Below are 15392 nucleotides of genomic sequence, written 5' to 3'. Positions count from 1 at the left end.
CCCCGGCTTGTCGTGCCGATATGAATGTCGGTCAGCCCGTGAAGCTGCCGGTGGACCCCTCGACCGGTGCGAAGTTGTCGCCCTCGACCGTGTACACCGTCAGCACCTTGTTGGTGGTGTCGCCGTACTGGTCGAAGGAGATCGGCCCGCCGGCACCGTCGATCTGGGTGTCCTGCACGGCCTTCACGATGTCGGCCCGCTTGGCCTCGCTGTAGTCACCGTTGGCGAGCGCCTTGGCGAGCGCGGCGATGATCACGTTGGTGGAGTCGTAGGTGAAGGCGCCGTAGGCGCTGAACTCCTCCGGGTAGTTCGCGGCGTCGTAGTCCTTGATGAACTGCTGCGCGCTGGGCAGAGAAGCGGCCGGCGCGCCGACGTTGGTGGCGAGGTCACCCGCACGCCCACCGAGCGCGACGAACTGAGCGTCCACGATGCCGTCGCCGCCCATCAGCGGGACGTTGAGACCGGCGGCCGCTAGCTGCGCCGACAGCGGTCCGGCCACCGGGTACTCACCGCCGTAGTAGACGGCGTCCGGGTTGAGCGCGCGGATCCGGGTGATCACACCGGAGAAGTCGGTGTCGCGCTCACCGACCTTCTCGCGGGCGACGACCGTGGCCCCCAGCTTGGTGGCCTGCTGCGAGAACTGCTCCGCGAGCCCGGCGCCGTAGGTCTTGCCGTCGTCGATCACGGCGATGTTCTTCTTGCCCGCGGTCTGCACCAGGTAGTTCGCCGCGAACGGGCCCTGGATCAGGTCGGTGGTGGCGACCCGGAAGTAGTTGTCGAACTGCCGGCTCGGCGCAGTGGCGGCGTTCTCACCCATGGTCAGCGCCGGCCCGGTGTTGGCAGGCGAGATCATCGGGATGTCGCGCTCGCTGAGGATCGGCTGAACCACCTGCGCGGTGGAGGAGTTCAGCGTGCCGACCACACCGACGACGCTGGGGTCCGAGGCCAGCTTCGTGGCGGCCTGACCTGCGATCTGCGGGGTGGCCTGGTCATCCTCCGGCTGGAACGCCAGCTGGTAGCCCGGCACGGTGCATTTCTGGTTGGCCTGGTCCACGGCGAGGTCGGCCGAGTTCTTCATACCGAGACCGAGAGCGGACAAGCCACCCGAGAGGGGCGCGATCATTCCGATGATCAGCGTGCCCTTGCTCGTGTCGCAGGCCGCCCCGCCGCCGGTACCCGTCGCTTCCTCGCGGTTCGTTCCACAAGCCGTGAGCCCGAGAGCCCCGGCGAGGATCGCGGCGGTGACGATTGTCCGCCTCCGAGTCATGCTTTTTGTCCTTCCGTACTGCGCGATGTGCCCCAGGCGAGCCCACGCCCGTGACTCCCAGTTGCCGGGAGACGTCGCGGACGGTAAAGGACAGCCCGAGACGACGTCACCATCCGCGCCATGTCCTTTACCGGACCGCAATGTGATAACGCGGATCGTGACGATCGTGCAGCGGAGGGTGTATCAGGACTTCGGGGCAGCAAGTCCTTCCACGACGGCCTCGGCGACGGCCTTCATCGTGGTGCGGCGATCCATCGCGGTGCGCTGGATCCAGCGGAACGCTTCGGGCTCCGACATGCCCTGACGGGTCATCAGCAGCCCCTTCGCCCGGTCGACGACCTTGCGGGTCTCGAGCCGCTCGGTGAGCGTGGCGACCTCGTCCTCCAGCGCACGCTTCTCGGCGAACCGGGAGACGGCCAGCTCGATGGCCGGCACGAGCTCGTGGCGCGCGAACGGCTTGACGAGGTAGGCCATGGCGCCGGCGTCGCGCGCCTGCTCGATGAGGTCGCGCTGGCTGAACGCTGTGAGCATGACCACAGGGGCGATCCGCTCCTCGACGATGGACGCCGCGGCCGTGATGCCGTCGACCTTCGGCATCTTGACGTCCATGATCACGAGATCCGGGTGCAGCTCGCGCGCCAGGGTGACGGCCTGCTCGCCGTCGCCCGCCTCGCCCGCGATGACGTAGCCCTCCTCGGTGAGCATCTCGGCGAGGTCGAGGCGGATCAACGCCTCGTCCTCCACCACGAGCACCCGCAGGCCGACGCCCGGGGCGGCCTCGCCCGCGGACGTGTCCTGCTCTGAAACCTGCTGCGCCACGAGGCTTGTCTCCTTTGCCGGAGGGTCTGACCAGAAGCCTTCAGGGTACCGGCCGGCCGCGGAACAAGGCTGTGATCTCGGCGGACACTGGACAGGGGCGGACCGGGGGCGTCCGACGGCTCCGGCTACGATCTCCTCACGAACCTGCCCCCGTAGCCCAATTGGCAGCGGCGAGGGATTTGAGTCCCGTCCAGGAGGCGCCAGCTACGATCAGCCCACCAACATGCCCCCGTAGCCCAATTGGCCGAGGCGAGGGATTTGAGCCCCGTCCAAGAGGCGCCAGCTACGATCAGCCCACCAACATGCCCCCGTAGCCCAATTGGCCGAGGCGAGGGATTTGAGCCCCGTCCAAGAGGTGCCAGCTACGATCAGCCCACCAACATGCCCCCGTAGCCCAATTGGCAGAGGCGACGGATTCAAGTCCCGTTCAGTGTGCGTTCGAGTCGCACCGGGGGCACAGAGCGTCGGCACCACCGGTCGTGGTGCTCAGGCCGGGCGGCGCCCGATCTGCAGCAGCGGCGGCGCGGCCGCGCTGTGTCCTGCCGATCCGCAGGGCGAGGCCGCACCGGCCTGCTGCACGAGATTCAGCGCCGAACATGCCTGACAGCGGGCGCAACCCGCCACGGCGGTGTCCGCCCCGAGCCCCCGTTCGCTGAGGAACGCGGCGACCTTGCGGTAGATCGGCTCCGTGTACTCACGCGACGGCGCAGGCAGGTCCGCCATGAGCGAGCCTGCGACCGGCCGGAACGGCACGACGAAGGGGTACACCCCGATGTCCACCGCACGCTTGCACATCTCGACGGTGAGCTCCGGGTCCTCTCCCATGCCGAGGATGACGTAGGTGGAGACCCGTCCCTCGCCGAAGAGCTGCACGGCGCGTTCCCAGGTGCGGAAGTACGTCTCGATACCGGTGCGGAACTTGCCCGGGGCGACGCGCTGCAGCACCGCCGGGTCGAACGTCTCGACGTGGATGCCCACCGAGTCGACCCCGGTGTCATGGACCTGCTCCAGGATCTCCAGGCGCCGGGGCGGCTCGAACTGCACCTCGACCGGCAGTCCGGTCGCCTCCTTCACCGCCTGCCCGCACCGGGAGACGTAGAGCGCACCCCGGTCGGGTGCTGCGGACGAGCCGGTGGTGAGGGTCGCGTCGACCGCGCCGTCGAGTTCCTTCGCCGCGACGGCGACCTCGGCGAGCATCTCCGGTGTCTTCTTCGCGATCGTGCGACCGGCGTCGAGGGAGAGCTCGATGCCGCAGAAGCCGCACTGGTCGCTGTTGCCCCAGTAGTTGCAGACCTGCACGACGGTGGAGGCCAGCGAGTCCAGGTGCAGGAGCGCGATCTGGTGGTACGGGATCCCGTCGGCGGTGGTCAGGTCGTAGAACCGCGGGCGGCTGGTTCCGGACACGGACGCGAGCTTGACGCCGTCGCGGTAGATGCTCTGCCCGTCGTCGTCGGCGCGGAGCCGGTAGGGCGAGGTCGAGCTCGGGGGCACCGTCACGGGCACGCCCTCGATCCACAACATTCCGGAGTCCGAGGGTCCCGCTCCACCCCGGCGGGTCGTCTCGAGCTCCGTGTCGATCCGCAGGCCGACCGCCTGGAGATCCATGATCAGCTGGGCCACACCCGCGATGCCGGTCGGCTCGGTCCGGCCCGATGCCGCGTCGTTCGGAGCTTCGACCATCTTTCTACTATAGTAGAAACATGCCCGGTCACACACCGTGGACAACGGGAGAGCTGCGATGACGGAGCTGACCCTTCCCGACACGATCGCGGTGGTGAACATCGGGCTGCCGATGTTCGGCGATGCGATCCGCGACCAGGATCGACCGGTCCAGCAGGTCGACTGGCGGATCCCCGCCGGTGGCGACCCCGCAGCGGTCCGCGCCCTGACGCTGCTGGACGGCACGCATGCCGGCACGATCGACGCCGCCAACCGCGAGGTCGTGCGCCGGCTGGACGAGGGTTCTCCCCAGCTGGTCCGGATGGCGACGATCGGGGACGTCCCGGGCTACAGCGGCCGCACCCTGCTGCACTGCGGACCACCGATCGCCTACGCCCAGGCCTGCGACCCGATGCAACGGTCCATGCGCGCGGCCACCGTGGCGGAAGGCTGGGCCACCGACGTCGCCGCGGCCCACGCCCTGCTCGAGCGCGGGGAGATCGCCCTCGATGCCGCCAACCATCACGACACCGTCGTCCCGATGGCGAGCGCGGTCGGCCCGTCCCAGCCGGTGTTCGTCGTGACGAACGCCGAAGGCGGCACGCAGGCCTTCTCCCCCGTCAACCAGGGACCGGGAGAGGTCCCCTGGTTCGGCCGCGACACGGACACGGCGATCGCCCGGCTCCGTTTCCTCGCCGACGTCGCCGGGCCGGCACTCGCCACGATCCTGTCGGCCGCCGGCCCCCTCGACGTCCTCGCGATGGCGAGCCAGGGCATCACGATGGGGGACGACCTCCACATGCGCACGCAGGCCGCCACCAACCTGCTCACCCGCACCTGGCTGCCGCACATCGCCGCGCTCCCCGAGGGGCTGCGCGAGCCCTTCGCCGGCTTCCTGTCGGGGAACCACCTGTTCTTCCTCAACCTCGCGATGGCCGCGGCCAAGTCGCTGCAACTGCACGCGGAGCAGGTGCAGGGCTCGAGCATCGTCACCACGATGTCGCGCAACGGCACCACGTTCGGGATCAAGCTCGCGGGGTCGGCTCAGTGGCACATCTGCGAGGCGCCGCCGGTGGGAGAGGCGCTGTACTACTCCGGGTTCGGCCCCCAGACGAGCGCGCGCGACATCGGCGACAGCGCGGTGCTGGAGCTGACCGGGATGGGCGGACCGGCGGCAGGCGGTTCGGCGGCCGCCGCAGCGTTCCTCGGCGGGAGCATGGCCGACGCGGCCGCCGCGACCGAGGGGTTCCGGATGATCTGCGCGGGCACGAGCAGCCGGTTCACCCTGCCCCCCATGGAGTTCGCCGGCACCCCGCTGGGGGTCGACGTGCGTCGGGTCGTGGAGACCGGGGTGACCCCGAAGATCACGACCGGCATCCTGCACGCGAGCGCGGGAACCGGTCAGGTCGGAGCGGGTGTCGCCACCGCACCTCTGGACTGCTTCACCGACGCGCTGTTCGACCTCGCGGAGCGGCTCGCCGACTGAGGAGAGCCCCCATACACTATGGTAAAAATCCTTCCTGCATCGTGACGAGAGGAGCCCTCATGGACGGCCTCGCCGACATGGGTGGAACCGACGGCTGGGGAGCCGCCATGGTGCCGGCGCGCGACGAGCCGGTCTTCGGCGAGCCGTGGGAGGGACGCGCCTTCGCACTGACGCTCCTGACGATCGGCCGGGTCTCGGGCCGCAACATCGACGCCTTCCGGCACGCGCTGGAACGCCTCGACCGCCACGCATACCTGGACGACGGCTACTACGGGCGCTGGCTCAACGCCGCCGAACTCATGCTCGTCGACAGCGCGATCCTCGCCCCGGGCGCCGTCGACGCCCGCGCCCGCGAGATCCGCGGGGAGCAGGTCGAGGAACCCGCGGTGCCCGAGCCCGCCAAGCCCGACTACTCCCCCACCGGCCCCGGCTCTCTGCGCGAGGTGCCCGAGCCACCGCGCTTCGTCCCGGGAGACCGGGTGCGGGCCCGCAACATCTCCCCCGCCGGCCACACGAGGCTGGCGGGGTACGTGCGCGGGCACGTCGGCACCGTCGAGGCCGTGCAGCCCGGCCACGTGCTCCCCGACACCAACGCCCACTTCCAGGGGGAGAACCCTCAGCACGTCTTCACCGTCCGCTTCGACTCACGCGAGCTGTGGGGCGCGCAGGCCGAGCCCTTCGGCGTCACGATCGAGCTCTTCGACAGCTACCTGGAGCCCGCCTCATGACCACATCCGCCGACCGCCTTCCCCCGTCCCTGCGCACCGAGGCCCTCGAGCAACTGCTCACCGAGCGAGGTCTCGTCACCGCGGACGTGATGGACGGCTTCATCGCCAACTACGAGAAGAACGTCGGCCCGCTCAACGGCGCCAAGGTCGTCGCGAAGGCCTGGACCGACCCGGAGTACAAGGAACGCCTGCTCGCCGACGGCACCGCCGCGATCAAGGAACTGGGATTCGGCGGGCCGCAGGGTGAGCACATCGTCGTCGTGGAGAACACGCCGACCCGCCACAACGTGACGGTCTGCACGCTCTGCTCGTGCTATCCCTGGCCGGTGCTGGGGCTGCCACCGTCCTGGTACAAGGACCCCGCCTATCGAGCGCGGATGGTGCGCGAGCCGCGCGTGGTGCTCTCGGAGATGGGCCTCGACCTCGCCGACGACGTCGAGATCACCGTGCGCGACTCGAGTTCCGAGGTGCGCTGGCTCGTCCTGCCGGAGCGCCCGGCGGGCACCGAGCAGCTCTCCGAGGAGGAGTTGGTGCCGCTCATCACCCGCGACGCCATGGTCGGCGTGGCCACGGTGATGGCTCCGTGACCACCGCGCCGCTGCCCTACGACGGCCCGGCCGCGCCGCCCCGGTCCAACGGCGAGCTCGTCTTCTCCCAGCCGTGGGAGTCACGCGCGTTCGGCATGGTGGTCACCCTGCACGACACCGGTGCCTTCGCGTGGCCGGTGTTCCAGTCGGCGCTCATCCGGCGGATCGCCGCGTGGGAAGCCGCGCATCCGGACGGCGTGGGGTGGAGCTACTACGAGCACTGGCTCGGAGCCCTGGAGGACGTCCTCGGCGCCGACGGCACCGTCACCGCGGAGGAGGTCGACACCCGAGCCGAGGAGCTCGGCGCGCGGCCTGCCGGTCACGACCACGCGCCGTCGTCCGCGGGCCACGGCCACGGCCACGGCCACGGCCACGGCCACGGCCACGGCCACTGACGACACCGCAACCGTCCGCGGCCCGGGCCCGTTCGTGCGCCGTGGCCTGACTCAGCCCGCGACCGGGGAGCACAGCTCCTCGTAGACGGCCCGGTGGCGCGCCGCGCTGGCCGCCCAGGTGTAGCGCGGCAGCACCACCCTGCCGCCGTCGACCAGCCGTCGCCGCAGTGCGTCGTCGACGACCAGGCGTTCCATCGCCGTCGCGATCGCGGCAGGGTCCCCGGCCCGTGGCAGGAGCGCGCTGACCCCGTCGACCAGGTACTCCTGGAAGACCGGTAGGTCGGAGGCGATCACGGGGATCCCGGCGGACATGGCCTCCAGCACGACGAGGCCCCAGCCCTCCTTGACCGACGGGAAGCAGAGAGCGTCGGCGGTGTGGTACCAGCCTGCGAGGTCGGCGTCGGAGACCGTGCCCAGCAGAACGACGTCCTCGCCGAGGGTGAGCCCCAGTGCGGGCAGCGACGCCAACGCGGCGTCCCGATAGGCCGTGTAGTCCTGGAACGAGTGGCCGCCGACGATGGCGAGCGAGGCGACCGGGCCGCGCTGCCGCTTGAGCATCGCCAGGGCCTCGAACGCGTGCCGGGTGCCCTTGCGGGGCTCGATCCCGCCGACGCCGAGGAACAGGAAACGACCGCCGGGGATCCGGCCCCGCAGCTCGGCCCGGCGCTGCGGTGCGGGAGCCGGGAATCGGCCGACGTCCACGCCGTTCGGCACCACGGTGGCGCAGCGCCCGTGGTCGTCCAGCAGGATCCGGCGCCACTGCTCGCTCACGACGAGCACCCGGTCGGGTTCGGCGATCGCGGCACGCTGGCAGTCGATGAGGGCCCGGGTGGTGAAGTCGTCGACGTGGTGGACGGTCCGCACCACGGTCACCGGTGCACCGGCGTCCCGCACCCGGGCGGCGGCACGCGCGGCGATGCAGTCCTGCGTGTGCAGGATGTCGAACCGGCCGGCCAGTTCCTGTAGCCCCTTCTCCAAGGTGTCGATGGCGACGAACACCCGGTCCTCCAGCGATGTCCCCGCATGGGACGGGCCCGGCAGGACCGTGTGCGGCACCGCGGCGTCGAGGGGCAGGCCGGCCGCCGGGTCGCCCAGCGCCACGAGATGGACCTCGACCCCGTCGCGGTGCAGTGCCTCGGCGAGACCGACCGTGTGGATGAACCCCCCGCGAGGCTTCACCGAGTGCGTGACCAGGGCGACCCGCGCGCTCACCGCACTCCCTCGCCACGCTCGGCCGACGCTTCGCGAAAGCGCTGCAACAACGATTCGCTCACAAGCTCGCTCATGGGGGCCTTCTCGGCGAGCGCGGGTTCGCGGCGGGCGAGCGCGGCGGCCGCGAGTGACGCGCGCGCGGCCGTCTCGGTCACGAGGCATCCGGCCCGCCGGAAGGCGTCCCGCTGGCGGTCGAGTCCCTGCGGGTCCTGGTCGGTGCCCAGCACGTACACCACGATGCAGGGGCCGCGGGCGGCGGTGATCTCGGCGCAGACCGGCGCCAGCTCGGCGGCCGGGTCCGGATGGGCGCCGTGCCCGAGCACGACGTCGAGCACGATCGCGGCCACCGTGGGATCCGCCCCCTGCTCACGGAGCAGCTCGATCCGCGCCTGCGGATCGATCATGGGGTGCGGCCGCCCCTTCGTGTACTCCTCCTCGCCGAGGTCGAGGCAGGTGTGCGCCTGCGCGGGCGCAGGCAGGCCGAGCTCCGGACGCAGCGGGGTGTTGGAGTACACATCGCCGAGGACGTCGGCCAGCACGACGAGCGACTCGTAGCAGAGCGTTCCGCCGGAGAAGAGCCCGCGGACGAGGGTTCTCCGGCCGGGCAGATCGGCGGCCGCCACGCGAACCCGCTCCGCCAGCCCGGCCGAGACGTCGGGCTCCCGCCCGCCCATCAGCCGCACCGCCGCCACGGCGCCCGCCTCGAGCGTCCGCGTGACCGTCACGTCCGGCGGCACCTTCACGTCGTCGTGGACGCCGATCAGTGCCGCGACGAGCGGCTTCCCGGCGGCTGCCGCCACGACCTCGCGAGCCACCTCGGCATCCGGCGGCTTCGACACGAGCAGGATGGCGTCGGTGGCCTCGTCGGCGACGAGGGCGCGCACAGCCGCTATCGCCATGCGGCCGCGGACCCGCGCGCTCAGATCACGCCCGCCGAGGCCGATCACATGGGCGACCCCGACGCCCCAGCGATCGAGCAACGCCGCGGCCTCCTGAGCGCCGGTGCCCGCGGCCGCGACGACAGCCACGCGTCCCTGGCGAACGACGTTGGCGAAGCCGAGGCAGGTCTGCCCGAGCATCGCCGTGCCGGCGCCGGGGCCCATCACGAGCAGGCCCAGATCCCGCGCGCGGTCCTTGAGGACGATCTCGTCCTCGACGGAGACGTTGTCGCTGAACAGGAGGACGTGCAGCCCGGCCGACAGCGCCTTGTGGGCCTCCAGGGCCGCATAGTCGCCGGGCACGGACACGATCGCGACGCTGCTGGCGGGCTGGCACCGCAACGCCTCGTCGAGCGTGCGAGCAGGTCGCTGTCCGACGGCGCCGGACGCGTCGGGCGCGGCGAAGATCGCCTTCTCCCCGGCCTCCCTGGCGGCGTCCGCCACCTCGTGCGAGACAGCCCGGACCGCGATGACGAGGTCGTTGGCGCCACCGGTGGCGAGCGCCGGGTCGTCGAAGCCCTCGCCGCGCAGCGTCTCGACGTTCGCGGGTGTCGCCATCGCCGCGCTGGCCCAGTCGACGCCGTCCACCGCGAACAGCGCGCGCGTGCCCGAGAGCTGGACGATCGAGTCGACGTAGGTCTCCGGGTAGAGCTTCAGAGCGTGGATCATGATGCGGCTCCGAGCCGGGACAGGCTGGGGACGATGCGGGTGCCGGTGGCCCCGTGGCCGCCGCCGGGATCGAGCGAGGCGCAGACCCGCTCGGGATCGGTGATGATCGCGGTGCCCCCCGTGCTGGTGACGAAGCGGATCGCGGCCCGCACCTTCGGGCCCATGCTCCCCTCCGGGAACTGGCCTTCGGATGCGTGGGCATCGGCTTCGTCGACCGTCATCTCCGCCACGTCACGCGCGTCCGGCGTGCCGAAGTCGAGAACCACCCGCGGCACTCCGGTGACCAGCACCAACGCATTCGCGTTGAGCGCGCTGGCGAGCCGCTCGGCAGCGAGATCCTTGTCGATCACGGCGTCGATCCCCCGCAGGAGGTGCCCGTCCTCGACGACCGGCACCCCACCGCCACCGGCGGCGACGACGACGGATCCGTGGTCGACCAGGCAGCGGATGTCGTCGAGCTCGACGATCCGGCGGGGCTCGGGCGACGCGACCAGCCGCCGGTAGCCGCGGCCCGCGTCCTCGCCGACGGTCCAGCCCATCTCCTGCGCCCGACGGCGCGCGGTGTCCTCGTCGAGGAACGGGCCGATGGGCTTCGTGGGCCGGGCGAACGCCGGATCGCCGGCGTCGACGACGGTGTGGGTGACGACCGAGACGATCCCGGGGAGCCGTTCTCCGCCGGCCTCGCGCAGGGCGAGGCTCAGCAGGCTGCCGAGCTGTCCCTCGGTCATCGCGCCGAGACAGAACAGCGGCAGCCCGGGAACCTGGCTCGCACCCGCGTCCTGCTGGATGGAGAGGTTGCCGATCTGCGGTCCGTTGCCGTGGACGATGACAACGCTCCAGCCCGCGTCCCGTGCACGGCAGACCGAGTCGGCCATGCGCCTGGCGTTCGCAGCCTGCTCGGCATGGGTTCCTGCCTCACCGCTGCGTGTTATGGCGTTGCCTCCGAGGGCGACGACGACGGTCTTCCGCATGTGCCCGAAGCCTCCCGGAAGTTGACGACGCTCTCTATAATAGGAGACAGATTTCTCTCATAATAGATATGCCTGGTAGTTCACCTGGCCCGAGGGAAGGGTGCGAGTAGAATCACAGAGGTGAGTCCGCCCCTGCGGCTCTGCCTGCTCGGCTCCTTCACCGTCGTGGGAGAGGTGGCCGTCACCACGCCCACCGGTAAGGCACGGCGCGTGCTGGCGGTGCTCGCCCAGCGCCGTGGCGAGTTCGTCACCATCGACGCGCTGATCGACGTCCTCTGGGAGGACCGTCCGCCGCCCCGGGCGGAGCGCAACATCGCTGCGCTGATCAGCCGCCTGCGTGCAGCGCTGGGACGCGAGCTCATCGAGGGCTCGACCGCCGGGTATCGAATGCCCTCCGACGCCGCGTCCGTCGACCTGCACGAGGCCGCGGACCTCGTCGCCACGGCCGAGTTCGAGTTCGGCCACGGCCGCTTCGCGCTCAGCTCCACCAGCGCCGAGATGGCGGCCAAGCTCCTCGACGCCGACGTGGCGATGGCCGGGGAACGCGAGGACCGCTGGGTGCGGGAACTGCGGATGTCGGCCGGCACATTGTTGCGCCGCGCGCGCACGGTGTGGAGTGCGGCAGCGCTGGAGCTGGAGACGTTCAACACCGCGGTTCAGGTCGCCGGTGCAGCACTCCATGTCGATCCGTTCGACGAGGACGCCTGCCGCACGGTCATGCTGGCCCACCAGCGCGCCGGCCGTCCGGGCAGCGCACTGCAGGCCTACCGGTCGCTGCGTGAGTCCCTCGCCGAGCACCTGGGCATCGACCCCTCCCCCGCCACCCAGGCACTGCACCTCGCCGTGCTGCGCGCCGACGACAGCCCGCTCACGCCGTCCGCGGAGGCAGAGGCCGCGGCCACCACCATCACCGGCCGGTCCGGGGAGCTGGCCCACCTGCGCAGGCTCTGGTCCGCGGCCGCGGCGGGCAGCCCCGCGCTGGCCGTGGTGACGGGCGAGGCGGGCATCGGAAAGAGCGCGCTGGTAGCGGCGCTCGTCGCGGACATCAGACGCACCGGAGCCCTCGTCCTCGAAGCTGCCTGCTTCGAGGCGGAACGGTCGCTGTACCTGCAGCCGCTGGTCGACCTCGTCCGCTCGGTGATCCACCGGATCCCGCCCGCGGAGATCCGGGAGCTCGCCGGCAGCAGGATGGGGACGCTCACCGAGCTCGTGCCGGAGCTGGCCGATCTCGTCACCCCGGTCCCGTACGAGCGCGCGGGGCCGGAGGTCGAGCACCGCCGCAGCCTCGACGCCTTCGCCGAGTTCGTCGCCCGCCTGGGAGCGCGCCGGCCCGTGCTGCTGATCGTCGAGGACATGCAGCACGCCGGGCAGTCGACCATGGAGGCGTTGCACGTCCTGGCCGGACACTGGCAGGGCAGCCGGACGATGGTCGTGCTGACCGAACGCACCACGGAGACCCCGGTGGTCACCGCGCAGCTGCGCGATGTCGCCACGTGTCTGCGGCTCGGCCCGCTGTCCCGCTCGGACGTCGCGGAGCTGGTGGAACGCTCCGCGCCCGGCAACGACCCGGATGTCATCTGGTCGTGGACCGGGGGCTCGCCGCTGTTCCTCACCGAGGTGCTGCGCCTACCAGCGGGATCGCGGGCACCCGGCGACCCGCCCACCGTGCCGCCGACGCTGCAGGACGCCGTCGCCGCCCGCATCGACCACGTCGGGGACGCCGTGGCCTACCTGCTGTCCCACGGCGCGCTGCTCGGCACCAGCTTCTCCCTCGACGACGTGGCCGCCCTCGGTGGGCTCGACGTGGAGGAGTGCGCCGCCCGGGCCGCCCGGGCGATACGGGCGGGGCTGCTCACGACGCAGGGCGAGAACTTCCGCTTCGCCAACGACATCGTGCGACTCGTCGCCTACGAGTCGGTTCCCGAGCCGATCCGGGTCAGCCGCCACCGCCGTGCGGCGCGCCTGCTCGCCGGCCGCCCCGAGGCCGCGGCCCAGCAGCTCACGGCTGCGGGGGACGCGCGCGGCGCGGCGGACGCCTGGCTGGAGGCGGCCCGTGCCGCCCACATGTCCTTCGCCCACATCGACGCCGAACGCCTGCTCGACCGGGCCGTCGAAGCTGCCCGGCGCGGCAGCGATGTCGCCCAGCAGATCACCACCCACCTGCGGCGCGGTCAGGTGCGCCGCGACCTCGGCCGGCACGCCGACGCCCACGACGACCACCAGACGGCGCTCGAACTGGCCCGCGAGCTCGGCGACCTCGAACTCGAAGCACGAGCGCTGGAACAGCTGGGCTGGACGGCGTTCTACGCCCGCGACGCGCCCGTCGCCGTCGACTTCGCCGAGCAGGCCACGCATCTCGCCGAGTCCGCTGCGGCCGCACCGGGGGCCGCGCCGAGCGCCACGTTGCTGCTCGGGCGGGTCCGGCACTGGGACGGCGACTACGCCGCGGCAGCGGCGGCGTACGACGACGTCCTCAGCGCCTCTCCCGAGAACGCCATCACGGCGGTCGCGCTCGCCTACCGGGGTGCCCTGCTCCAGCACCAGGACCGGTTCGACGAGGCCAAGAAGGTGCTGGCCAGGGCAGCGGTCCTCTGCAGGCGCAACGGGGAGTTCCGGCCGCTGCTGCAGACGTTGTTCTTCACCGCGCTCGCGCGCGGCGACTCCGGCGAGTTCGCCGGGGCGCTGCGCGCGCTCGACAGCGCCCGGCGGCTCATCGACGCGGAGAACCTCAGCTTCTACCGGGCCGGGATCGAGACGACGTCGTCGTGGATCTGGCAGGAGCTCGGCGAGGTCGACCGGGCCCGCGAGCACGCGACACTGGGCGTCGAGCTCGCGCACCGGGGCGGGGGCGCGCTGGAGCTGGAGCAGGAACTGCACGCCCTGCTCGCGGTGGCCGACTGCGATCTGCTCCTCGGCCGCCCCGACGACGCCGCCGCGGCGGTGGAGACGGCCACCCCGATGCTGGAGCGGTCGCTGCCGTTCCGGCCGCGGGCCGCCATGCGACTGGTGGAGATGCGGGCCCGCTGGGACCGCACGGAGGCGGAGCGGCTGCTGGTGCTGGCCCGCAGCAGCTCATCGCCGAAGTACGAGGCGCTCGCCCTGAGCCACCTGGACAGACCCCACGAAGCGGCCGCGCTGGCGGCCGGTACGCGTTCTGATCTTCTGATCGCGCAGCTCGGGCATCCCGAGGACCGCACGAGGGCCAGGGACCGGATCGCCGGGTCACTACCGACAGCGCTGCGGCACTCCTTCGTCACCTCGGGCCGGCTCGTCACACCACCGCGACCCCTTCGCTGACGCGTCCGGCGCCAGAAAACGCCTTTTCACGCGTTATACGCAATAAATGCGTGATCAATCATCGAGCAGGCGGTCGGATCACATTGAGGAGGCGGATCAGGAGTGCCAGAGTCGCGGTCATCCAGTTGAGCACCCCTCGGGAGTGGATCGGATGACGTCCTTCGACCTCGACCAGATCGACCACCTCCTCAGCACCACGCGGGCGGTGCGAAAACGCCTCGACTTCGACCGGCCGCTGCCCGACGACGTGGTGCTGCGACTGATCGACCTCGCCGAACAGACGCCGTCCGGCTCCAACCAGGCCAGCAGGCGGTGGGTCGTCGTGCGCGACCTGGCCACCAAGGAGCGCATCGCACAGCTGTACCGAGAGGCCGGATCCGGCCTGCTCACCGGGTTGGTGGCCGGAGAGGAGGACGAGCGCCGCCGGCGGGTGTTCGAGTCGGCGATCCACCTCGCCGAGAACCTCGAGCGGGTGCCCGCACTGGTCATCGCCACGATCTACGGCACGCACGACGGCAGCGGTAGGCCCGGCCTCTTCGATTCGGTGATCCAGGCGGCGTGGAGCTTCTGCCTCGCCGCCCGGGCCCGCGGTATCGGGACCTCGTGGACGACGCTGCACCTGCAGCGCGCGCAGGAGGTGGCCGAACTGTTGGGAATTCCGGACGGCGTCACGCAGATCGTGTTGCTCCCGGTGGCCTATACGACCGGCGGCGATTTCCGGCCCGCCCCCCGGCGTCCGGCCGGTGAGATCACATTCTTCGACCAATGGGGATTCACCACGAGCACGGTGCCTGAGCCGCAGCGAACCCATCCCGGTGAGGGACGCGGGGTGAGCCTCGATATCGACGTGCACGCTCCGCCCGAACGACTGTGGCCGCTGGTCAGCGATATCTCGATGCCGTCACGGTTCAGCTCCGAGGCCGCGGGCGCCATCTGGGACGAGAATCAGCAACCCGGTCCGGGCGCGCGCTTTCACGGCTCGAACGCGTGCGATGACGCCGGGCACCCGGCGCTCAACCATCTGATGGAAGGCAGGCTGTCCTGGACCACGTCCTGCCAGGTCGAGCGGTGGGAGCCCCCGCACGAGTTCAGCTACTGCGTCGGAGACCCCGAGAGCCCGTCGGCCCGCTGGGCGTTCCGCCTGCAACCGATGCTCGGTGGCGGTACCCGAATCACCCACTCGATGCTGGTCGGGCCCGGGAAATCCGGCACGTCGATCGTCGCCCGGCAGAATCCCGAGCAGATCGAGTCGATCTATGAGGGGCGGCTGCGCTGCATCCGGACGAACATCGCCGCCACCCTCGCCGGCATCAAGGCACTCGCCGAGAGCTGAGGCACCTCGGCACCGTAGGAACGTGCCCACC

General features: G+C 71.3%; 12 protein-coding genes and 1 tRNA gene. 7 read left to right on the top strand and 6 right to left on the bottom strand.

What is annotated here, in order from left to right:
- Nucleotides 1-31: 31 nt before the first annotated feature.
- Nucleotides 32-1267 carry a branched-chain amino acid ABC transporter substrate-binding protein gene (locus tag MMF94_RS32370; RefSeq protein WP_241041228.1) on the bottom strand — a complete coding sequence of 412 codons (1236 nt, stop codon included), beginning with the start codon at nucleotides 1265-1267 and terminating at the stop codon, nucleotides 32-34.
- Between the two features lie 183 nt (nucleotides 1268-1450).
- On the bottom strand, nucleotides 1451-2086 hold the full coding sequence (locus tag MMF94_RS32365) for an ANTAR domain-containing response regulator (RefSeq protein ID WP_379660311.1): 636 nt from the start codon (nucleotides 2084-2086) through the stop codon (nucleotides 1451-1453).
- Between the two features lie 383 nt (nucleotides 2087-2469).
- Between MMF94_RS32365 and MMF94_RS32360 the strand changes: the two genes are divergently transcribed.
- Nucleotides 2470-2543, top strand: a tRNA-Leu gene (locus tag MMF94_RS32360).
- A gap of 29 nt (nucleotides 2544-2572) precedes the next feature.
- Here MMF94_RS32360 and MMF94_RS32355 read toward each other — a convergent pair.
- On the bottom strand, nucleotides 2573-3766 hold the full coding sequence (locus MMF94_RS32355) for an MSMEG_0568 family radical SAM protein (protein ID WP_241041227.1): 1194 nt from the start codon (nucleotides 3764-3766) through the stop codon (nucleotides 2573-2575).
- Between the two features lie 58 nt (nucleotides 3767-3824).
- On the opposite strand from MMF94_RS32355, the gene MMF94_RS32350 reads away from it, so the two are divergent.
- Genes MMF94_RS32350 through MMF94_RS32335 form a run of 4 tightly spaced genes read left to right on the top strand, consistent with a single transcriptional unit; the run spans nucleotide 3825 to nucleotide 6941 of the window.
- Entirely contained in the window at nucleotides 3825-5231 is a 1407-nt protein-coding gene (locus MMF94_RS32350) for a YlbE family protein (protein WP_241041226.1), read from the top strand.
- Between the two features lie 59 nt (nucleotides 5232-5290).
- Complete coding sequence (gene nthB, locus MMF94_RS32345; protein WP_241041225.1) at nucleotides 5291-5959, top strand: nitrile hydratase subunit beta; 669 nt, start codon at nucleotides 5291-5293, stop codon at nucleotides 5957-5959.
- Nucleotides 5956-6546, top strand: a complete 591-nt coding sequence (gene nthA / locus MMF94_RS32340) for a nitrile hydratase subunit alpha (RefSeq protein ID WP_241041224.1) — start codon at nucleotides 5956-5958, stop codon at nucleotides 6544-6546. The genes nthB and nthA overlap by 4 nt, the downstream gene beginning before the upstream one ends.
- Nucleotides 6543-6941 (top strand): nitrile hydratase accessory protein, encoded by a 399-nt coding sequence (locus MMF94_RS32335; protein ID WP_241041223.1) that lies wholly within the window; start codon nucleotides 6543-6545, stop codon nucleotides 6939-6941. The genes nthA and MMF94_RS32335 overlap by 4 nt, the downstream gene beginning before the upstream one ends.
- Nucleotides 6942-6992: 51 nt before the next feature.
- On the opposite strand, the gene MMF94_RS32330 is transcribed toward MMF94_RS32335, so the two are convergent.
- From MMF94_RS32330 to MMF94_RS32320, 3 genes are read right to left on the bottom strand one after another with little or no spacing between them, the layout of a single operon-like run.
- Nucleotides 6993-8153: an MSMEG_0565 family glycosyltransferase gene (locus tag MMF94_RS32330; RefSeq protein ID WP_241041222.1), complete on the bottom strand. Its 1161-nt coding sequence runs from the start codon at nucleotides 8151-8153 to the stop codon at nucleotides 6993-6995.
- On the bottom strand, nucleotides 8150-9760 hold the full coding sequence (locus MMF94_RS32325) for a protein FdrA (RefSeq protein WP_241041221.1): 1611 nt from the start codon (nucleotides 9758-9760) through the stop codon (nucleotides 8150-8152). Before MMF94_RS32325 ends, MMF94_RS32330 begins: the two co-directional genes overlap by 4 nt.
- Nucleotides 9757-10731 (bottom strand): carbamate kinase, encoded by a 975-nt coding sequence (locus MMF94_RS32320; protein WP_241041220.1) that lies wholly within the window; start codon nucleotides 10729-10731, stop codon nucleotides 9757-9759. Before MMF94_RS32320 ends, MMF94_RS32325 begins: the two co-directional genes overlap by 4 nt.
- Before the next feature lie 120 nt (nucleotides 10732-10851).
- On the opposite strand from MMF94_RS32320, the gene MMF94_RS32315 reads away from it, so the two are divergent.
- A complete protein-coding gene (locus tag MMF94_RS32315; RefSeq protein ID WP_241041219.1) occupies nucleotides 10852-14028 on the top strand; it encodes an ATP-binding protein in 3177 nt (1058 codons plus the stop codon).
- 151 nt (nucleotides 14029-14179) lie between these two features.
- Complete coding sequence (locus MMF94_RS32310; protein ID WP_241041218.1) at nucleotides 14180-15361, top strand: nitroreductase family protein; 1182 nt, start codon at nucleotides 14180-14182, stop codon at nucleotides 15359-15361.
- Nucleotides 15362-15392: the final 31 nt, after the last annotated feature.

Source organism: Pseudonocardia alaniniphila (genome assembly GCF_022524485.1).
GTDB lineage: Bacteria > Actinomycetota > Actinomycetes > Mycobacteriales > Pseudonocardiaceae > Pseudonocardia > Pseudonocardia alaniniphila.
The sequence above is the reverse complement of the archived record's forward strand: the minus strand, read 5'-3'. Positions and strand labels throughout refer to the sequence as shown.